The organism is Bombella apis (genome assembly GCF_018221685.1).
Lineage (GTDB): Bacteria > Pseudomonadota > Alphaproteobacteria > Acetobacterales > Acetobacteraceae > Bombella > Bombella apis.
This window is the reverse complement of the sequence record NZ_JAGJTM010000004.1, coordinates 763,260-784,020: the sequence shown is the minus strand read 5'-3', so window position 1 is coordinate 784,020 and position 20,761 is coordinate 763,260. Positions and strand designations below refer to the sequence as shown.

General features: G+C 58.4%; 21 protein-coding genes. 8 read left to right on the top strand and 13 right to left on the bottom strand.

What is annotated here, in order from left to right:
- Positions 1-90: 90 nt before the first annotated feature.
- Positions 91-1,248 (top strand): DEAD/DEAH box helicase, encoded by a 1,158-nt coding sequence (locus J8Z04_RS06690; protein ID WP_192848107.1) that lies wholly within the window; start codon positions 91-93, stop codon positions 1,246-1,248.
- Positions 1,249-1,306: 58 nt separating this feature from the next.
- Here J8Z04_RS06690 and glyA read toward each other — a convergent pair whose 3' ends face one another.
- Positions 1,307-2,602, bottom strand: coding sequence for a serine hydroxymethyltransferase (gene glyA / locus J8Z04_RS06685; RefSeq protein WP_043560298.1), 1,296 nt, complete (start codon positions 2,600-2,602; stop codon positions 1,307-1,309).
- Between the two features lie 107 nt (positions 2,603-2,709).
- Between glyA and J8Z04_RS06680 the strand changes: the two genes are divergently transcribed.
- From J8Z04_RS06680 to J8Z04_RS09440, 5 genes are all read left to right on the top strand, one after another.
- Positions 2,710-4,173, top strand: coding sequence for an APC family permease (locus J8Z04_RS06680; RefSeq protein ID WP_212125600.1), 1,464 nt, complete (start codon positions 2,710-2,712; stop codon positions 4,171-4,173).
- 101 nt (positions 4,174-4,274) lie between these two features.
- A complete protein-coding gene (locus J8Z04_RS06675) occupies positions 4,275-5,717 on the top strand; it encodes an APC family permease (protein ID WP_103765499.1) in 1,443 nt (480 codons plus the stop codon).
- A gap of 51 nt (positions 5,718-5,768) precedes the next feature.
- The gene (locus J8Z04_RS06670) at positions 5,769-7,214 is read left to right on the top strand and encodes an amino acid permease (RefSeq protein ID WP_081563106.1); all 1,446 of its coding nucleotides are present in this window, start codon (positions 5,769-5,771) and stop codon (positions 7,212-7,214) included.
- 94 nt (positions 7,215-7,308) lie between these two features.
- Positions 7,309-8,304, top strand: coding sequence for a porphobilinogen synthase (gene hemB, locus J8Z04_RS06665; protein WP_043560310.1), 996 nt, complete (start codon positions 7,309-7,311; stop codon positions 8,302-8,304).
- On the top strand, positions 8,198-8,695 hold the full coding sequence (locus tag J8Z04_RS09440; protein WP_257788388.1) for a YraN family protein: 498 nt from the start codon (positions 8,198-8,200) through the stop codon (positions 8,693-8,695). Before hemB ends, J8Z04_RS09440 begins: the two co-directional genes overlap by 107 nt.
- 85 nt (positions 8,696-8,780) lie before the next feature.
- Here J8Z04_RS09440 and J8Z04_RS06655 read toward each other — a convergent pair whose 3' ends face one another.
- The 9 genes from J8Z04_RS06655 to purB all read right to left on the bottom strand — a co-directional run bounded on the left by J8Z04_RS06655 (position 8,781) and on the right by purB (position 16,014).
- The gene (locus J8Z04_RS06655) at positions 8,781-9,098 is read right to left on the bottom strand and encodes a hypothetical protein (protein ID WP_043560313.1); all 318 of its coding nucleotides are present in this window, start codon (positions 9,096-9,098) and stop codon (positions 8,781-8,783) included.
- 152 nt (positions 9,099-9,250) lie between these two features.
- Positions 9,251-9,586 (bottom strand): Grx4 family monothiol glutaredoxin, encoded by a 336-nt coding sequence (grxD, locus tag J8Z04_RS06650; protein WP_043560315.1) that lies wholly within the window; start codon positions 9,584-9,586, stop codon positions 9,251-9,253.
- An 18-nt stretch (positions 9,587-9,604) separates the two neighbouring features.
- A complete protein-coding gene (locus tag J8Z04_RS06645) occupies positions 9,605-9,832 on the bottom strand; it encodes a BolA/IbaG family iron-sulfur metabolism protein (protein WP_081563465.1) in 228 nt (75 codons plus the stop codon).
- Positions 9,833-9,863: 31 nt separating this feature from the next.
- Positions 9,864-12,107 (bottom strand): phosphoribosylformylglycinamidine synthase subunit PurL, encoded by a 2,244-nt coding sequence (purL, locus tag J8Z04_RS06640; protein ID WP_192848105.1) that lies wholly within the window; start codon positions 12,105-12,107, stop codon positions 9,864-9,866.
- Positions 12,107-12,805 carry a phosphoribosylformylglycinamidine synthase subunit PurQ gene (purQ, locus tag J8Z04_RS06635; protein WP_043560318.1) on the bottom strand — a complete coding sequence of 233 codons (699 nt, stop codon included), beginning with the start codon at positions 12,803-12,805 and terminating at the stop codon, positions 12,107-12,109. The genes purL and purQ overlap by 1 nt, the downstream gene beginning before the upstream one ends.
- Before the next feature lie 17 nt (positions 12,806-12,822).
- Positions 12,823-13,575, bottom strand: a complete 753-nt coding sequence (locus tag J8Z04_RS06630) for a Rap1a/Tai family immunity protein (RefSeq protein ID WP_052349075.1) — start codon at positions 13,573-13,575, stop codon at positions 12,823-12,825.
- Complete coding sequence (purS, locus tag J8Z04_RS06625) at positions 13,572-13,814, bottom strand: phosphoribosylformylglycinamidine synthase subunit PurS (RefSeq protein ID WP_043560321.1); 243 nt, start codon at positions 13,812-13,814, stop codon at positions 13,572-13,574. Before purS ends, J8Z04_RS06630 begins: the two co-directional genes overlap by 4 nt.
- Positions 13,814-14,575 (bottom strand): phosphoribosylaminoimidazolesuccinocarboxamide synthase, encoded by a 762-nt coding sequence (gene purC, locus J8Z04_RS06620; protein WP_043560324.1) that lies wholly within the window; start codon positions 14,573-14,575, stop codon positions 13,814-13,816. The genes purS and purC overlap by 1 nt, the downstream gene beginning before the upstream one ends.
- Before the next feature lie 107 nt (positions 14,576-14,682).
- Positions 14,683-16,014 carry an adenylosuccinate lyase gene (gene purB / locus J8Z04_RS06615; protein ID WP_192848104.1) on the bottom strand — a complete coding sequence of 444 codons (1,332 nt, stop codon included), beginning with the start codon at positions 16,012-16,014 and terminating at the stop codon, positions 14,683-14,685.
- Positions 16,015-16,186: 172 nt separating this feature from the next.
- Between purB and J8Z04_RS06610 the strand changes: the two genes are divergently transcribed.
- On the top strand, positions 16,187-16,876 hold the full coding sequence (locus J8Z04_RS06610) for a TerC family protein (RefSeq protein ID WP_212125598.1): 690 nt from the start codon (positions 16,187-16,189) through the stop codon (positions 16,874-16,876).
- Between the two features lie 67 nt (positions 16,877-16,943).
- Positions 16,944-18,815 carry a lytic transglycosylase domain-containing protein gene (locus tag J8Z04_RS09460; RefSeq protein ID WP_192848102.1) on the top strand — a complete coding sequence of 624 codons (1,872 nt, stop codon included), beginning with the start codon at positions 16,944-16,946 and terminating at the stop codon, positions 18,813-18,815.
- A gap of 74 nt (positions 18,816-18,889) precedes the next feature.
- Here the strand turns inward: J8Z04_RS09460 and J8Z04_RS06600 are convergent, their stop codons facing one another.
- The 3 genes from J8Z04_RS06600 to lipA form a co-directional block, all read right to left on the bottom strand.
- Positions 18,890-19,168: a hypothetical protein gene (locus tag J8Z04_RS06600; RefSeq protein ID WP_192848101.1), complete on the bottom strand. Its 279-nt coding sequence runs from the start codon at positions 19,166-19,168 to the stop codon at positions 18,890-18,892.
- 163 nt (positions 19,169-19,331) lie between these two features.
- Positions 19,332-19,781 carry a type II toxin-antitoxin system RatA family toxin gene (locus tag J8Z04_RS06595; RefSeq protein ID WP_043560335.1) on the bottom strand — a complete coding sequence of 150 codons (450 nt, stop codon included), beginning with the start codon at positions 19,779-19,781 and terminating at the stop codon, positions 19,332-19,334.
- Positions 19,781-20,761 (bottom strand): lipoyl synthase, encoded by a 981-nt coding sequence (gene lipA / locus J8Z04_RS06590; RefSeq protein WP_043560338.1) that lies wholly within the window; start codon positions 20,759-20,761, stop codon positions 19,781-19,783. The genes J8Z04_RS06595 and lipA overlap by 1 nt, the downstream gene beginning before the upstream one ends.

The window sequence follows — 20,761 nt, the reverse complement described above, 5'->3', positions numbered from 1 at the left end:
CAGCTATGATGGCTGCATGCATTCCTGATCTCCTGCGGGTATGGTCCCGTGCATCACATCGACATCCCTCTTCTGGCAAGAACAGCATTCATGACACAAACAGATTTTACAGACCTCGGCCTTTCAGACGAGCTGGCACAGGCCGCCCGGAAAGCAGGCATGGCCAGACCAACCCCCATACAGCAGCAGGGCATCCCCCCCCTCCTGGCGGGGCGTGACGTTCTCCTGCCCGGCCAGACCGGCACGGGCAAGACGGCAGCTTTTGTCCTGCCCGCCCTCCAGAAACTGGCCAGCCTCAAACAGGACGGAACTGCCGGGTCCATTCCACGGGTCCTGATCCTAGAGCCAACCCGTGACCTCGCCATGCAGACAGCCGGGGTCTGCCGTCAGCTGGGCCGTCAACTTCCCCTCCGCACGCGGGTCATCTGTGGCGGCGTGCCCCGTGATCAGCAGGCACGCTCACTGGAACAGGGAGCCGACATCATCGTCGCCACACATGGCCGCCTTCTGGACTTCGTGGAGAAAGGCGAACTGTCGCTGGAACACATCATCTATCTGGTGCTGGATGAGGCTGACCGTCTTCTGGATGAAGAATTCTCCGCCAGCATGACGGCTCTCGTGCCCTACATCGCCGATCGGCCCCAGACCATCTTCTGTTCCGCCACGCTGCCGGAACCTGTCATGGCACTGGCAAAACAGGTTACGAAAGACCCCGTGCGGGTGGAACCCGGCGAGGAAGAGGTCACGCCACGGCGCATCCGCCAGCAGGCCCTGTTCATCACCGAGGCGCAGAAAGACACCCTGCTCCTGACACTTCTGGAACGGTCAGGAGCACAGGTAAAAGACGGAACGGGTCGAAGCATCATCTTCACGAAGACGAAGCAGAAAGCCGATTCCGTCGCAAAACTCCTGAGAAAAACCGGATACAGGGCCATTGCCCTGCATGGCGGGCAGACGCAGGGAGACCGCAAAAAGACTCTGGACCGCTACCAGAATCAGACCGGGTCCATCCTCGTGACAACGGACATTGCCGCCCGCGGACTTGATATTGACGACATCCAGCTCGTCGTGAACATGGACCTGCCCCAGACGCCAGAACTCTACATTCACCGCATCGGCCGGACAGCCCGTGCGGGAAAGCAGGGGCGGGCCGTCACGTTCGCCACGCTGGAAGAACGGACCCGCCTGCGGGATATTGAGAAGCACATCCAGTACCGCATCCGCATCATCACGACGGAAACGCTATAGAACGGCCTTCCTGCCGGGGGCTGACTTGCACGCCCTCCCCCGGCAGAACTGAACATGATCAGGCAGACGCACGATCATAGATCGGGAAGCGAGCACACAGCTCCTTCACATCCTTGCGGATACGCTCGAAGGTAGCGTCATCATTCTCATCAGCGCTCAGCACGGCATCAATCATGCGAGCCACCTGACGGAACTCTGCCTCACCGAAACCACGGGCCGTGGCGGCCGGGCTGCCCAGACGCACGCCAGAGGTGACGAACGGCTTTTCCGGATCGAACGGCACGGCATTCTTGTTGGCGGTGATGCCAGCACGTTCCATAAGGGCCTCGGCCTTCTTGCCGGTCACCTTCTTGGGGCGCAGGTCCACCAGCACAAGATGAGTATCCGTACCACCCGTCACGATATCGAACCCACATTTCAGCAGCTCGTCAGCCAGCGCACGGGCATTTGCCTGCACACGCTGCTGATATTCCTTGAACTCACCCTGCAGGGCCTCACCGAAAGCTACAGCCTTACCGGCGATGACGTGCATCAATGGGCCACCCTGGAGACCAGGGAACACCGCAGAGTTGATCTTCTTGGCGATCTCCGCATCGTTGGTCATGATGATGCCGCCACGGGGGCCACGCAGCGTCTTGTGTGTCGTGGAAGTCGTGATATCAGCGTGAGGAACCGGGCTGGGATAGAGGCCAGCCGCCACAAGCCCGGCGAAATGGGCCATGTCCACCATCAGATAGGCACCGACCTCATCAGCAATCTTGCGGAAACGGGGGAAGTCGATCACGCGGGGATAGGCCGAGCTGCCCGCCACGATGATGCGGGGTTTGTGCTCACGGGCCAGACGCTCCATCTCCTCGTAATCGAGCAGGCCGTCCTCGCCACGCACACCGTACTGCACAGCCTTGAACCATTTGCCGGAATAGTTCGGGGCTGCACCGTGGGTCAGGTGGCCACCGGCGGCAAGGCTCATGCCGAGGATGGTGTCACCCGGCTTTGCCAGTGCCATGAAGGCCGCCTGATTGGCGTTGGCACCGGAATGGGGCTGGACATTGACGAATTCAGCACCGAAAAGTTTCTTCAGACGGTCGATGGCAAGATTCTCGACCTTGTCCACATCAACGCAGCCACCATAATAGCGGCGACCCGGCAGACCCTCGGCATATTTGTTGGTCAGGACGGACCCCTGAGCCTCCATTACGGCGAAAGACGCCATGTTCTCAGAAGCGATCAGCTCGATGCCATCCTGCTGGCGTTCAAGCTCGGCATTCAGGAACGCACTGACTTCATGATCCCTCTCCTTGAGGGGGGCATGAAAGAAAGAATGCAGACCGGCCTGATTGGTGCTTTTGGACATTGTCATCCATCTCCCGCAAAAAAACTCTTTTCTTTCTATAGGCGCGAGAGCTAAGCGCGTCTATCGTTGCAGGTTAATTACGTTTAAAAAATGCGAGAGACCCACCAATGACCTTGCCCTTCTGGCAGACCAAACAAGTCCCCCCTCCAGAAAGTCAGAACAGTGGACTGAAAAGGGTGTTCGGCCCCTGGCGTCTCATCGCCATGGGTGTTGGCGTCACCGTTGGCACGGGTCTCTTTTCCCTTACAGGCGTTGCTGCCGGACAGAATGCCGGCCCGGCAGTCATCATCTCTTTCCTCATCGCCGCCATCGCCGCCAGCTTCGCTGGGCTCTGCTATGCCGAGCTGGCCGGGATGCTGCCCTCCGGCGGGTCCGCCTATGCCTACGCCTACGCCGGACTGGGTGAAATTGTCGCCTGGATCATCGGCTGGGACCTGATTCTGGAATATACGGTCGGGGCGGCGGCCGTCGCCTCCAGTGCTTCGGGCTACATCGCCTCCCTGCTGAAGGGATGGAACCTCATCATTGACCCGAGACTGCTTGCACCACCAATGACGGATGTCGTCATGCCGGATGGTCACACCGCCCATGCGTGGTGCAACGCACCGGGAATGTTGCTTCTCTTCATCATCACCCTGATGCTGATGCGGGGCACAAACTTCTCCGTCCGTCTCAACTCGCTGGTCGTGCTGGTAAAGATTCTCGTCATCGTCGGCCTGATCATCGTTTGCACGCCTTTTGTCGATACCAGCAATTTCCACCCCTTCATCCCGGCCAATACGGGGAAATTCGGAGAATTCGGGATCAGCGGCATCATGCGGGCTGCTGGCATGGCCTTTTTTGCCTATGTGGGCATCGACATTGTGTCCACCGCCGCACAGGACACGAAGAACCCCCAGCGCAACATGCCGATCGGCATTCTGGGGAGCCTGCTGACCTGTGCTGTCATCTATGTCGTTTTCTCCACCATCCTTCTTGGTGTGGTGGACTATCGTGCCCTCGCCCATGACCCCAGCCCCGTTGCCACGGCCATGGACAAGATTCATATGCCATGGATGGCCGTGCTGGTGAAAATCGGCATCACCTTCGGTTTCATCTCCGTGCTGTTCGGCCTGCTCATCGGGCAGAGCCGGATTGCCATGAACATGGCCGATGACGGCCTTCTGCCCCCCTTCCTTGCCAGACTGCACAAAGGCACCAGCACACCCTGGACAGCCCATATCATCACTGCGGCAACGGCCGCCGTGCTGACGGGCTGCGTCCCCATCGCCACGTTGGGGGAGATGACCTCCATCGGCACCCTGCTCGCCTTCGTCATCGTCTGTGCCGGCGTGACGGCCCTGCGCTTCCGGGCACCGGAGGCACCACGCAGCTTCCAGGTGCCGGGCGGGCCGTTCGCCGTGCCCCTGCTGGGGATCATTTCCTGCGGGATCGTCATGGGATCCATGAGCCCGCTCACATGGATGCGTCTGATCCTCTGGCTGGCAGTCGGCTTCTGCGTCTATTTCGCTTATGGCATCAGGAAAAGTAGACTACGCAATAATTCTACAAAACAGGGTGTAAATTTATAATATTCTTCCATAGAAGAGAGATCACCCTGGATGCGGTTCCCCGCAAAGGATACCGCATCCGGGGCAGACCAGAAACGACCGGACATGAGATCTTCTTCCCCATGATGTCATCCCTGTGGCGCAAAAAGGCCATCACCTCTTCCACTCCTCCATCCACCGGACTGAAGCGCATCTTCGGGACGTGGCAGCTCATCGCCATTGGAGTGGGTGTAACCATAGGGGCCGGTCTTTTTTCCCTCACAGGTGTGGCAGCAGGACTTTATGCCGGCCCGGCCATTCCGCTCGCCTTCCTCATCGCTGCGGTTGCCGCCAGCTTTGCCGGTCTCTGCTATGCCGAACTGGCAGGCATGATCCCCTCTGGCGGATCGGCCTACTCCTACGCCTATGCCGCCCTCGGTGAATTCGTTGCCTGGGTCATCGGGTGGGACCTGATCCTTGAATATACCGTCAGCACGGCGGCCGTCGCCTCCAGCTGGTCCGGCTACATGACCTCCTTCCTCCGGGATTGGGGCATTGTCATCGATCCACGGCTCCTGAACCCGCCCATGACGCTGGTTGAACTGCCCGACGGCCACAAGGCCCATGCGTGGTTCAATGCTCCCTGCCTGTTCATCCTCTGGCTGGTCACCATCATGCTGACACGGGGCATGAAAGAATCCTCCTGGATGAATGCGCTCATCGTGGGCATCAAAATCTGCGTGCTGGTCGGCCTGACCATTGCCTGCATCCCCTATGTCCAACTGGCACATTTTCATCCCTTCATTCCCCCCAACGGAGGACATTATGGGGATTTTGGCTTCAGTGGTGTCATGCGGGCAGCCGGGATGGCCTTTCTCGCCTATATCGGGTTCGACATCGTCTCCACGGCGGCGCAGGACACAAAGAACCCCCAGCGTTCCATGCCCTTCGCCATCCTGGGCAGCCAGATCATCTGTGCAACCGTCTATGTCATCGTATCGGCCGTGCTGGTTGGCGTGGTGGACTACCACCACTTCGCCCATGACCCCAGCCCCGTGGCTACCGTCATGGATGTCGTCAACATCCCGTGGCTCAGCCTGCTCATCAAAGGCGGCATCTGTCTGGGCTATGTGTCTGTCGTCTATGGCCTGCTGATGGGCCAGAGCCGCATCCTGATGAGCATGTCCCAGGATGGCCTGCTGCCCACCTTCTTCCGCCGGATGCACCCGAAAAGCCATACGCCGGTGCCCAGCCACATGCTCAGCTTCCTTGTCAGTGGCGTACTGGCCTGCTGCCTGCCCATCAATGTGCTGGCCAACATGGCATCCATCGGAACCCTGACAGCCTTCGTGATTGTCTGCGCAGGTGTCATCGCCCTGCGTTTCACATCTCCCGATGCGCCCCGCACCTTTCGCCTGCCCGGAGGGCCGCTTCTGATCCCCTGCCTGGGCATCATCTCCTGCGGCAGTGTCATGCTCTCCATGAGCCTGATCACATGGATGCGTCTAATTATCTGGTTGGTCATTGGTGCTGTCATCTATTTCGCTTATAGCATACGGCACAGTCATCTCAGGACGAACGGCTGAACGGCCGTCCTCCTGTTCTGGACGACACCGAAACATCGTGGAGCAAAGTACATGAGACGGCCTTTCTGGCGTACCAAACCAATATCCCAGGCGGCAGCCCCCGAAACAGGGCTACATCGTGTACTGGGGCCGTGGCAGCTGATTGCCCTGGGTGTTGGTGTCACTGTCGGTGCTGGCCTGTTCTCCATGACGGGCGTGGCCGCAGGGCAGTATGCCGGCCCTGCCGTGACGCTTTCCTTCATGATCGCCGCCATCGCCTGCGCTTTTGCCGGTCTCTGCTATGCCGAACTCGCCGGAATGATTCCCGAGGCCGGGTCCGCCTACACCTACGCCTATACCTCCATGGGGGAAGGTATCGCCTGGATCATCGGCTGGGATCTTATCCTGGAATATACAGTAAACGCTTCCACGGTAGCAGCCAGCTGGTCAGGCTATTTTGCCAGCCTGATGCATGAAATCGGCATTTCGCTGGATCCCCGCCTGCTGGCCCCTACCGGTGCCTCCATCATGACGTCGGACGGGCAGTTCGTCCGCGCCTGGTTCAATGCTCCTGCCGTCTTCATCATCTGCGCCGTCACCTGCCTGCTGATGTGTGGCACCAGGGGCTCCAGCAAGATCAACATGGCCATCGTGGCTCTCAAGCTGCTGATTATCGGAAGCGTGACGGTCATCTGCCTGCCACACATCAGCGCTGCCAACCTGCACCCTTTCATTCCGGCCAATACAGGGCAGTTCGGACAGTTCGGCGCAAGTGGCGTGATGCGGGCTGCGGGGCTCATTTTCTTCGCCTATATCGGTTTTGATATTGTCTCCACAGCGGCGCAGGACAGCCACAACCCCCAGCGCAACATCCCCCTGAGCGTATTGGGCAGCCTGGTGCTGGCCGCTGTCATCTACGCCATTTTTTCCTTCGTGATTGTCGGTGTCGTCAATTACCGGGCCATGCTGCATGACCCCAACCCGGTCGCCACGGTCCTGCACAGCCTGCATATCCCCTGGTTCTCTGCCCTGATAACCTTCGGCATAGCCTTGGGGTATATCTCCGTCATCTATGGGCTGCTCATGGGCCAAAGCCGCATCTGTCTCTCCATGGCCAGAGACGGCCTTCTTCCCTCCCTCTTCGAAACCCTGAACAGACGCAGCCGGACACCGTGGTCCTCACATATCATCACAGCCGTGGTGGCGAGCATTCTGGCAGCCTGCCTGCCCATCGACATCCTTGGCAAGATGACCTCCATCGGGACACTGCTCGCCTTCATCATTGTCTGTTTCGGTGTAATGGTCCTGCGCCTCCGTCAACCGAATGCAGTGCGTCGCTTCAAGACACCGGGGGGGCCATTCCTCGTCCCCATCCTCGGTATCCTGTCCTGCGGAACCGTCATGCTTTCCATGGACATCATGACATGGATCAGGCTGGCCCTCTGGCTCCTGGTCGGCCTTGGAATCTACGCCGTTTATGGTCTGCACCGCAGCCGCCTCAAACATACACACCACTGAAAGCCACCATCTCCTCCATGAAGCCACCCTCCTGCGAGGGTGGCTTTTTTTAAGGGGTCTGGTCATACGGGATTTCAACAGGCATCATGCCTGCATGATGATACATTCTTTTCCCCACACCCGCCTGCGTCGCAATCGTCACGATGACGCCACACGCCGCCTTGTCAGCGAAACACACCTGCATGTCGATAATCTGATCTGGCCAATTTTTGTCTGTGAGGGCGAAAAACAGCGTCAGAAAGTACAGGCCATGCCGGGCGTGGAACGTGTGAGTCTCGATCTGCTAGCGGAGCATGTCCGCCCTGCTGTCGAGCTGGGCATACCAGCTGTCGCTCTCTTCCCCGTCACGCCCATGGAAAAACGTGACGAGATGGGAACGGAAGCCCTGAACCCCAGCAACCTGATGTGCCGTGCTGCCCGGATACTGAAAGCCGCCTATCCCGGGCTTGCTCTCGTCGGGGATGTGGCTCTGGACCCCTACACCTCCCACGGGCATGATGGCCTAGTACGGGATGGACAGATTCTGAATGATGAGTCCGTTGAGGTTCTTCGCAAACAGGCCCTCAACCAGGCAGAGGCCGGCATCGACATCATTGCTCCCTCCGACATGATGGATGGGCGCGTCCGGGCCATCCGCTCCACGCTGGATGAAAATGGGTACCAGACAACCCGCATCATGGCCTATGCAGCCAAGTATGCATCTGCATTCTACGGTCCGTTCCGCAACGCTCTGGGCTCCGATGCCCTGCTCGGCGGAGACAAGAAAAGCTACCAGATGGACCCCGCCAATAGTGATGAAGCCCTGCGCGAAGTTGCCATGGACCTTGCAGAAGGGGCCGACATGATCATGGTCAAACCAGGGATGCCTTATCTGGACATCATCCGCCGGGTGCGTGACAGTTTTGCCGCACCGACATTCGCCTACCAGGTCTCCGGTGAATATTCCATGATCATGGCCGCCATTGAGAATGGCTGGCTGGACCGTGAGAAGACCATTCTGGAAAGTCTCATGGCCTTCCGTCGTGCCGGCTGCCACGGCATCCTCACCTATTTTGCTGTCGAAGCAGCCCGTCTGCTGCGTGCCCGCTAAACCATCTTCTCTCACCCCGCCTCCTCACCGCAGGAAGCGGGGTAGCTTGGCCTATCAGGCAGGTAAACAGGCTGAAGATGCTGCTGCAGAATTTCTGGCCAGACAAGGGTATACCCCCTTGGCAAGAAGGCTACGAACTCCCTGCGGAGAAATCGACCTCCTTGTCGCCAATGATGAGTGGCTTCTTGCCATTGAGGTCAAGCAACGCACAACCCTGAGCGAAGCCCGGTACGCTCTTTCGCCCCAACAGAGCCAACGCCTGCTCCGGGCTTTTGCCTTCATTCTCGAGACAAGACCAGACTGGCAGCGCCCCAATACCCGGCTGGATGTGCTGGTCATCGATAAGACGGGACGCATTGAACAGATAGAGGATGCCCTCCGTCTATACTGACCACTTCATCCGAACAAAAAGAAACCCCACAAAGGCCAATTCAGCCTGCGGGGTTTCCCATTTTCATGCTCACAGGGAGACAGGCTCACCCGCGGCGATGATGCGTATTCCGCTGATGCCTGCTGACAACATGGCCATGGAAAGCCACGGTCCGGACAGCAACAGCCCGATGATAATGTGAAGCGGCCAGACGGGTCGGCACAGCGCCACGTGCATGGAACGCTGCCCGACGGGCAACCGTCACATGATGAAAGGCCGATGGCGGGGCGATGAGCGCACTGAATGTCAGCTTGCTCGCCTCATGCTCTGTCAGGATACGATCTGCATGGGCAGAAGGAGCAGAGGCCAGCCCCACAAACCCCAGAAGCCCAAAAAGAACCCCTCCCTTAAGGGATTTCACCATGTCATCAACCCTCCACCTTTACCCCAAGCCGCTACAACAGGGATGGACCTCATTCTACAAATAATGGGCAACTCTAATCACAACAGGATGAAGAAAGCAACGTTGGAAGCCTACGCTGACCTTTATTTAATGAGGACCATCCTGCTCTGAAATCAGTCCCCGTTTTTCAGCAGGCCCTTCTCTGCCAGAAGGCTCTCCAGCTCACCGCTCTGGTACATGTCCGTCACGATGTCACACCCGCCAATGAACTCACCCTTCACATAAAGCTGTGGAATTGTCGGCCACTGGGAAAAATCCTTGATACCCTGACGCATCTCCGGACTTTCCAGCACATTCTCCGTTTCAAAATCCACACCCACATGGGTAAGAATCTGCACAACACGAGCAGAGAACCCACATTGCGGAAACTGCTTGTCGCCCTTCATGAAGAGCATGACGGGATTCTTGTCCACCAGGGACTGGATGGTCTGAAAAACAGCCTCATTCATTTGATCATGTCCTCTCGATCAACCAGGAATACGTGTCTTGACGGCCAGAGCATGAAGCTCTGTTCCGACACGGTCCCCGAAAGCTTCATAAACCAGCTTGTGCTGCTTTACCCGTGGCACACCACGAAATGCCTCGCTGACGACCTCACAGGCAAAATGGTCGCCATCACCTGCGAGGTCTTCAACCACAATCTCGGCATCAGGAAAAGCAGCCCGGAGGGTCTTCTCTATCTCTTCTGCTGTCATCATGGCCGAAGCCTCCTTACTCTTCGTTTCCTCAGGATATTTCATCCAGATGCACGACCGGAGCATCCTCCTCTTTCTGCCCCATGAAACGGGGGAAGAAAGAGGCATGCTGCTTACGGAGATGTTCAACCGATACCGCCATGACGCCATCAAGCTTCAACACATCACCGCCGATACGGCCCAAGCGGGATACCGGTACACCAGCCGCCTGTGCAGCCTCCAGCACTGCATCAGCCTGCTTCGTGGCCAATACATACCGGGCCTGATCCTCAGCAAACCAGTAGACATGCTCCGCCAGTCCGGCCGGTCCTTTTTCAAGGATGCATCCCCTGTCACCTGCCATGGCCATCTCAGCCAAAGCAACGATCAGGCCGCCGTCTGACACATCATGACAGGCGTCGACAAGACCTTTCTGGATCTGCTCACGCACGAAGTCGCCATTGCGCCGCTCTGCCGTAAAATCAACAGCCGGCGGGGCTCCTTCCTCACGACCCAGGATTTCCTTCAGCCAGATGGACTGACCCAGCTCCCCCCTGGTCTCACCAACCAGAAGAAGCTCACCGTCCTGCGGCATGGCCAGACCAACGGCCTTCCGGACATCATCCAGAACACCGACACCACCAATCACAGGAGCTGGCTGAATGGCCGTCACCGAACCATCATCACCACGGGTCTCATTATACAGGGAGACATTGCCGCTGACGACCGGGAAGTCCAGAGCACGCCCCGCATCGCCAATCCCTTTCACAGCCTCGACGAACTGCGCCATGATACGTGGATTTTCCGGGCTGGCAAAATTGAGATTGTCCGTCATGGCCAATGGTGTGGCACCTGTGGCTGTCAGGTTCCGCCACACTTCCAGCACGGCCTGAGCTCCCCCAACATACGGATCAGCCTGACCGTACCGTGGTGTACAATCGGTCGTCATGGCGAGAGCACGGTCAGTCCCTTCCACCCGGACGATGGCCGCATCAGCCCCACCGGGACGCTGGACAGTCTGCCCGCCCACGCCGCTGTCATACTGGTTCCATATCCATGCACGGGAGGCCCCATTGGCACCCGCCAGAAGGCGGCAGAGTCCTGCCTCTATTCCACATGGATCAGCAGGCGCCACCAGAGCAGGCTGCCGTTCATACACCACCGTAGGCCGGTCATAGATCGGAGCCTCATCGGCCAGCGGACCGAGAGGAATATCCGCCTCAACCTTTCCATTATGCCGCACGATGATGCGTCCACTGTCAGTCAGCTTTCCGACAATGGCAAAATCCAGTTCCCACTTCTCGAAAATCCGGCGAGCTTCTTCCGTTCTGTCAGGACGCAGCACCATGAGCATGCGTTCCTGACTCTCGGAAAGCATCATCTCATAGGCATGCATGTTGGGCTCACGCTGCGGGACATGATCCAGCTCCAGATCAATCCCGACACCACCCTTGCTGGCCATTTCCACGGCAGATGAAGTCAGGCCCGCTGCCCCCATGTCCTGAATGGAAATCACCGCATCGGTGGCCATCAGCTCCAGACACGCCTCCAGCAGAAGTTTCTCGGTGAAGGGGTCCCCCACCTGCACGGTCGGACGTTTGGAGCTTGATTCGGAATCAAACTCCGCTGAAGACATGGTGGCACCATGAATCCCGTCACGCCCCGTCTTGGAGCCGACATAAACAACCGGATTACCTACACCTGCCGCAGCTGAAAGAAAGATACGGTCCTGCCGGGCAATCCCGACCGTCATCGCATTGACCAGCGGATTGCAGTTATAGGAAGAATGGAAGTTCACCTCACCGCCAACAGTCGGTACCCCCATGCAGTTGCCATAGCCACCAATACCGCGCACGACACCATCCACCACACGCTTGGTATCCTTGTGGGAGGCATCACCAAAGCGCAGGGCATTCAGGTTGGCTATGGGGCGGGCACCCATGGTGAACACATCACGCAGGATACCACCAACACCCGTTGCGGCTCCCTGATAGGGTTCAATGAATGACGGATGATTGTGACTTTCCATCTTGAAGACGGCGGCCAAGCCTTCTCCAATATCAATCACACCGGCATTCTCACCCGGACCGTGGATGACCCATGGAGCCTTGGTGGGCAATGTCTTGAGGTGAAGACGGGATGACTTGTAGGAACAGTGCTCCGACCACATGACGGAGAAAATGCCAAGCTCTGTCAGGCTCGGCGTCCGTCCCATGATGTTCAGCACCGTCTCATATTCGTCATCTTTCAGGCCGAAAGAACGTGCAAGCTCGATATCAACAGGTGCTGCTGTCATCAGCCCAGTGCCTCCATGATCCCGTTAAAGAGCGGCAAGCCGTCCGTGCCGCCAAGGATCTCCTCTGTCAGATTTTCAGGGTGCGGCATGAGACCACAGACACGGCGGTTCTCACTCAGCACACCGGCAATGGACCGGGCACTGCCATTCATGTTTACGTGCTCGTCCCCGTCCTTCACCTGCCCCTCTGCGGTGCAGTAACGGAAAGCGACACGGCCTTCTCCCTCCAGACGGTCCAACACGTCTGGCGCAGCCGTGTAGTTGCCGTCCCCATGGGCCATGGGTGCACGGAAAACATCACCATGCTTCCAGCCAGACGTGAAGATGCTGTCACGGCCTTCGACCTTCAGGTGACAGTCCTGCGAGAGGAAGCGCATCCCCGCATTACGCAGGAGCGCCCCCGGCAACATCTGAGCTTCCGTCAGAATCTGGAAACCATTGCAGACACCAAGGACATAACCACCCTTCTCGGCGAACTGGCGCACGGCTTTCATGATCGGTGAATGAGCCCCCATGGCACCGCTGCGGAGATAATCCCCAAAGCTGAACCCACCGGGGAGGACGATCAGGTCAAACCCTTCGACACTGTCCTGCTGATGCCAGAGCATCTGAGGTGTCCGGCCGGATACCACCCGGAAGGCCTGAGCCATGTCGCGCTCCCGATTGGTGCCCGGAAAAACGACGATACCTGTTTTCATTGACTGTCTACTGTCCTCTACTGAGCCGCTGGTGCCGAGGCGATGGGCCGTATCGTGGAAGAGCACGGATAGTTGTCATGCAGGGCCCGGTAGATGCCACGCCCGGCGGGTTCGTTCATGGCATCTTCATGACCAGCATACCACCCGACAACCAAAGCCCGGAGCTGGGCTCCCCGGATTTCCTTCGGGACACAGAAAGCCACCGGTGTATGGACTCCCTCGACCGTGGAATAATTGCGGGCCCAGACCTCACTGTCCATCGTTCCGGCCAGATAGCCGTCACAGGCGAGCAGGCCACTCTCATGCGTGCACATGGAGACGAGGCCACGTCCCGGCAGGGAGGAAATATTCTGCGCTTCAGCCCTCTGTTCAACATACATGCCGGCCATGCCCGTAGGGCAGGCATAGTTGGCATGAAGGGCCTGATAGACGGCCCGTCCGGCAGGCTGGGCGGCCACGCCATCATGACCAGCCAACCAGCCGACAACAAGCGACCGGACCTGAATACCCTTGATCCCCGCAGGCAGACAGAAAGCCGTCGCAGGGCGTGCCCCGACCAGAGCCCCAAAACTCTGCGACCAGGCAGCACCATCGACCACACCGGCCAGATAGGACCCGCAGGCAGCCCGCTTGGACTCTTTCTGGCAGAACTTTTCCAGCTCAGCACCTGAAAGAGATGAAATACGCTGAGCGTGAGCCGCAGTCCCCAAGAACACGCATGCCATGCTGAAAAACAGGGCAAGCCCTGTCTGCCGAACAGACTTTTTCATCCAACCACCTCTACCCGAAAATCCTCAATCACCTCATTGGCCAGAAGAGCACGAGCCATTTCAGCTCCCTTCTCCTTGGCCGCCTCTGCACTGTCAGTCTTCACGCACAGATCCACCACACGGCTGATCCGCACATCAGATGCCCCCTCGAACCCGAGAGAATGCAACGCATGCTCTACTGCCTTGCCCTGCGGATCCAGCACACCGTCCTTCAGAGAAACAAACACCCTAACCTTCATCACACACTCTCCGCAGCTACGCTTTCAGCCTGGCCATGTTCCGGAAGGATACCCAGACGACGTGCCACTTCCTGATAGGCCTCACCGACGCCACCCATGTCCCGACGGAACCTGTCCTTGTCCATCTTCTCCTGTGTCCGGCTGTCCCACAGACGACAATTGTCTGGTGAAATCTCGTCAGCCAGGACTATCCTCATCTCGTCCCCCTGCCAGAGACGACCGAACTCCAGCTTGAAATCAATCAACGTGATCCCGACACCCGTAAACAGGCCGCACAGGAAGTCGTTCACCCGCAGGGCGAGGCTCTGGATTTCCTCAAGCTCCTGCGGATGCGCCCAGCCGAATGTGGCAATATGCTCTTCGGAAACCAGCGGGTCATTCAGCGCATCATTCTTGTAATAATATTCCACAAGGGTCCGGGACAGACGCTCACCTTCAGGCAGGGCAAAACGCTTGGAAAGGGACCCCGCCACAACATTGCGGACCACGACCTCCAGCGGAATGATCTCCACCTCCCGCACCAGCTGTTCGCGCATGTTCAGGCTGCGGATGAAGTGGGTGGGAATGCCCAGCTCCCCCAGACGCTGCATCAGATATTCGCTGATCCGGTTGTTGAGAACACCCTTGCCCGTAATGACGCCACTCTTGGCCCCATTGCCTGCCGTTGCATCATCCTTGAAGTACTGGACGACCGTTCCCGGCTCCGGCCCTTCAAAAATGATCTTGGCTTTTCCCTCATAAATCTGACGACGGCGAGCCATGTCATTCAATCCTTAATCGATGCACCTACAGGTCGTCCGGGCAGCCTAGCACAGCTGGACGCCCTTAGACGAGCCTGAGATCAGGCCGGCAGCTCCGGCCCTGCTGTTCAGCCAAAAACGCGGGCAAATATCTGGTCCACTGCACGGAGATGCCGTGCGGGATCCAGAGCATCATCAAGCACGGCCTTCTCGACCCGTCCGGCCACCTCGGGATCAGCCTCCAGATTTTCACGGAATGTCCGGCCTTCTGGCGTACCGAGCTTCGTCCATGTTGCCATGGCGGCACGCTGGACGATCCGGTAGGCATCCTCCCGGGAAATGCCAGCACGGGCCAGAACCAGCAGCACCTCGCCAGAATGGACCACGCCACCAAGGCTTTCCACATTGGCAAGCATCTGGTCTGGATAGACCACCAGTTTCTCCATCATCCCGGACAGGCGGGCCAGGGCGAAGTCCAGCGTGACCGTCCCATCCGGGCAGATGTTCCGCTCCACAGAGGAATGGCTGATGTCACGCTCGTGCCACAGGGCCACATTCTCCAGCGCCGGAGTGACATAAGAGCGGATGAGACGGGCCAGGCCCGTCAGGTTTTCGGACAGGACCGGGTTCCGCTTGTGGGGCATGGCCGAGCTGCCCTTCTGCCCGGCATGGAAGAATTCTTCTGCCTCACGCACCTCAGAGCGCTGGAGATGCCGTACTTCCGTTGCCAGACGCTCGATCCCGCTGGCGATCACGCCCAGAGCGCAGAAGAAAGCCGCATGACGGTCACGGGGGATCACCTGCGTGGAGACGGCCTCCGCCTTCAGCCCCAGGTGATTGGCCACATATTCTTCCACCTCGGGAGAGATATGGGCATAGGTACCCACAGCACCGGAAATGGCACAGACGGCGATTTCCTCACGGGCCACCTCAAGACGGCGACGGTTGCGGGCAAACTCGGCATAATGCCCGGCCAGCTTCTGACCGAAGCTCATCGGTTCAGCATGGATGCCGTGACTGCGCCCGATGGTGACGGTATGTTTGTGCTCATGGGCACGCTTCTTCAGTGCAGCCAGAAGGATGTCCATGTCCTCCAGGAGAATATCGGCTGCCTGCGTCAGCTGCACGGCTAAACAGGTATCCAGGACATCAGAAGATGTCATGCCCATGTGGACAAAACGGCTCTCCGGTCCGACCTTTTCTGCCAGCCATGTCAGGAAGGCGATGACGTCATGGCGGGTTTCGGCTTCAATCTCATCAATCCGGGCCACATCAGCCTCGGAGAAGGCCGCCATGGCCTCATCACCCTTCGTGCGGATGATCCTGGCAGCTTCTTCCGGAATCTCCCCTCTCTTGGCAAGCGCCTCACAGGCCAGAGCCTCAATCTCGAACCAGATGCGGTAACGGTTGACCGGTGACCAGATGGCCGTCATCCGAGGACGCGAATAGCGGGGAACCATGACGTAACTCCTGCAGAAAAAGCAATCCAGCCCTGCTTACCCCAAACAGTACCCTCTTGCCAGAGCCGACAGCGAAAAGAGACCGGCTTTTACAGGAAGGGAAGCAGAACCGTCTTTATCAATCTTCTCCGGAGAAATCATTTTACTGCATCAGAAAAGATTTCTGGCTATAATGGAGGGCCGACAAAGGCAGGCCGGACACTGCAAATACGATCGTGTGATCATGTCTCTTTTCCATTTCATCGTGATGGTCTGTCTGACCATCCTCCTGAATCTGGCCCTCAGCGGCTATAACGTGATCATCCTCAAGAGGATCATAGACAGCATCAGACCAACCGGAACCGATGAGAATTTCCAGTCCTCCGAGACACAGGCAGAAATACGGCGCTACAGGCGGCAGGCTCTGATCTTCGGCACGGCTCTGGCTGCATTTCTCAGGATCGGGCTGACCCTGATCCTCAGTGATCTCCTCATTTTTTCCTACACGAAACTTATAGCCAGCGTTCTGCTGTTCTGGACAAGCTGGACACTGTACCGTGCCCTCACGTCCCCCGTCCCGGAAGAGACAAGCAGCCACTCAACCAGCCTGGCCGAGGCCATTCCCAAGATCATCATTGCGGACCTCGCCCTCGGATTGGACAATATTCTCGCCATCGCCTGTATGTCCATCCATCACCACATCATCCTCATTGTCGGGCTCGTCATTTCCCTCGTGATCATCACGGTCGGCGTCATCCATACGCCCACCCTCCTGTTGCGGATGCGCTGGCTGGGCTGGGTTGGCGTCCTGATCATGCTCGGCCTCAGCCTGCACCTTCTTTACCAAGGCTATCATGATATCCGCTTTCCGAACGTCCATTAAACCGCCAGGCAGACCGGGGCGGACAATCCTCCGATGCGTTCTGGCCCTCGCCTGTTCTGCTCCAACCGTGACAGCATGGGGCGACACTTCCAGATCACTGGAAGCAGAGCTCGGCCTTTCCCCTTCTGTTCCATCCGCGTCGTCTCCATCCCGGCTGGATGAATGGAAAGCGCTGACGGCCCCGGGAGGCACGGCCTACCCAGCCCAGCGTTATGCGGCTTTTCTCCGCCAGCAACCCGCCTGGCCGTTGCAGAAACGCATCGAAAGCCGGTATGAACGGGCCATGCTGATGGAAACGTCGGCGCAGGCACGTCAGGCCCTGTGTCCTGCCTTCCCCATCATGCGCAGTGATCTTCTCGCCGCCTGTGCCTCCTTTCTGCCGGACCTCCCAACCCAGGCACGTCGGCTCTGGCGGGAAACAGACATGGGTCCGACAGAACAGGGGCTTTTCCTTACCCGTTTTTCAGCCCATCTGACAGCCGATGATGAACTGAAACGCTACGAGCGGCTGGAACGCAACGGCCCGGTCACCCTTGCCAGGGAGCAGCTTCGACGAACACCTCCTGCTCTGCGTCCTGTCCTCACAGCACGGCTGGCCAACCGTTTTGCCACGGCTGACGCCGATGCTGCCTTCCAGAATACGGATGCCTCCAGCGATGCCATGCTGGTTTATTATCGACTGAAATATCTGCGCCTTCACGACCGGCTGGATGAAGCCATCCAGCTCTGGCAGCAACCGCTTCCCACAACGTCCGTCGGTGCCCTCTCCCTGCCGACGGTCACACAATGGCAGGACGAACGTACAAATTTTGTCCGGGCCCTGTTACGCTCCGGCAGACATGATGCCGCATTGACGGGTTTTGCCCTGCTGGACACCATACCTGCCTCCAGCCAGACCGAAGACAGCCACATGATGGCCGGATATATCGCCCTCATGCTGCTGCATGACCCCAACCGGGCTGCGCCACATTTCAAGGCGCTGGCAGCAGAAACAGACCTGAACCACCGGGCCGCAGGGCTCTACTGGCAGGCCCGAAGTCTGGAAAGCCAGCACCCGGACCAGGCCGGACCACTCTTCAGGAAAGCAGCAGCCCTGCCGACCACCTTTTACGGCCAAATGGCTCTGGCACGATTGACGCACACAGCATTTCTCTCGGCCACCAACCGGGACATGCGTTTCCTCGCACTGCTGAAACAGCAACTGGCTGCTCTGCCCCCCATGCCACCAGCAGGAAAGTCGCCACGACCTGATCTGATGGCGGCAGCAACACGGCTGCAACAGGCTGGTGACAACCAGAATGCTACCCTGTTCCTGACCTATCTTCAGGGCAGGACACAGGATGACCGGGCGGGACAGCCAGCCATAGCACGCCTTTCAACCAGACTTGGCCTGCCCAAGCCCGCCATCCTCGTGGCCCGACAGCTGGCCCGGCAGGGTATCGCCTTCTATCCGGGAGGCTATCCGTCACCCCGTGTCATGGTTCCCACTTCCCTGCCCCAGAGCCTCATGCCAGCCCTGATCCGCCAGGAAAGCAGCATGGATGAATACGCCGTCAGCCCCCGCCATGCACTTGGCCTCACGCAGCTTCTCCTGCCAACAGCCATCCGGACAACAAAACGCCATGCTCTACCGTATCAGCTGACATCCCCTGCCGACCTGCTGGACCCCAACATCAACACGACGATCGGCAGCCTTTTCATGGAGGACCTTCAGGCCCAGTTCGGTCAGGTTTTGCCCTACGCACTGGCCGCCTACAATGCCGGGCCTGGCCGCTCCAGGCGGTGGCAGGACGAAATAGGCAGCCCCACGTCTCCAACACTTGAAGATGAAGACAGTCTGCTGCGCTGGATTCTCCTCATCCCCTATAAGGAAACACGGGTTTATATCGAGCACATCATGACAGACATGTCCCTTTATGCACTTCTCCTGACCCATTGATCTTTTAGGGACGAATCATAAAAAAAAGCGGTCCCAGACGGGACCGCTTTTCCACTGCCAGAAACAGGCCTGGATCAGTTGGCCGGAGCAGCTTCCGGAGCCGGAGCAGCAGGCTGGGCCGGAGTGGCTTCCAGAGCCGGAGCAGCAGGCTGGGACTTCTGCAGGGAAGATGCGTTCAGATCTTCAGTAGCCTGCGGAGCCTTGCCGTCTTCCTTCTTCTGGCCATGCTTCATGTTGCACTTCTTGCCATGATGATGGTGATGGCGAGCATGATGGGCATCAGCAGCAAAAGCCGGAGCAGCAGCAGCTGTCAGGCCGATCAGAGCGACAGCAGAGAGAGACAGTTTCTTCATAAAATCCTCCTCAATCGTCCTTCCATGTGACGATGGGGGCAGTGTAGGACGAATACTTCTGCAAAACAATCCACACAGCACTAAAAGAAATATTACATAAAAAACAGGTCTGTAAGTCCACCCCATCCAGACCGGGCAACAGATCTTTCGTCTGCTGGTCCTGTCAGCCTGCATTCCCTCCGGGAGGCCCATAGATTGCCCCGGCCCGGGTAATAAAAGCCTTGACCATCAAGCGGACCCCCTCATTGAAGACCATGCCGATGGCATTCCTCAGAAGGCGGGACCGGAACTCAAAATCCACGAAGAAATCGACACGGCAGCCCTGCCCCTCCGGTGTGAAGGTCCAGACATTCTTGAGATGTTTGAAAGGACCACGCTCATACCCCACGACGATACGATGGGGACGCTCCAGCCGCACACGGCTCGTATAGCTTTCCCTGAACGGCCCGAAGCCGATTGTCAGGTCGGCCAGCAGCTCGTCTTCCGTACGTGACCGAACGACCGATCGCACGCACCAGGGCAGAAACTCGGGATACTTGCCAACATCAGCTACCAGATCAAAAAGCTGCTCAGCAGAATAGGGAATCACTCTCTGTTCAGCGTGTGTCGGCATCAGCCCTGACCCTTTTTCAAACGACGTTCCCGGGCCTCACGCAGCTCGGCAAAGTCCCGGTCCGCATGATAGGAGGACCGGGTCAGCGGAGACGAGCTGACCTGAAGAAACCCCTTCGCCCGGGCCATGGCACCGTAATCAGCAAATTCATCAGGCGTGACGAAGGCTTTCACTGCCGCATGTTTGACAGTGGGTTGGAGATACTGACCCAGTGTCAGAAAATCGACATCGGCAATCCGGAAATCATCCATCACCTGCGCCACCTCCATCTTCTCTTCACCCAACCCCAGCATCATGCCGGACTTCGTGAAGATGGACGGATCAAGCTTCTTGGCCTCATCCAGAAGACGGACTGACTGATAATAACGGGCCCCCGGGCGTATCCCCGGATAGAGCCGGGGCACCGTCTCGATATTGTGGTTGAACACATCCGGCCGGGCTTCCACGACCACCTCCAGCGCACCCGGCTTCCGCAGGAAATCGGGTGTCAGGATTTCTATGGTCGTACCGGGCGACGCAGCCCTGATGGCAGCGATCACATCGGCAAAATGCTGCGCCCCGCCATCAGGCAGGTCATCACGGTCCACCGATGTGATGACCACATGCTTCAGCCCCAGCTTGGCCACAGCCTCCGCCACATGGGCAGGTTCATCAGGGTCCAGCCGGTTGGGAAGGCCCGTCGTGACATTGCAGAAGGCACAGGCCCTCGTGCATATCTCACCCATGATCATCATGGTCGCATGGCGCTGGGACCAGCACTCCCCGATATTCGGGCAGGCTGCTTCCTCGCAGACGGTCGCCAGGCCATGCGTGCGCATCAGCTCTCTTGTCTCATCATAGACGGGATTGCTCCCCGGAGCCTTCACCCTGATCCATGAAGGTTTCTTCTGGATGGGGTTGTCCGGCCGGTGAGCCTTCTCAGGATGCCGTATGGCCGCCATACGCTCCCGCTGATGATTGATGACGATACGCTGGACCAT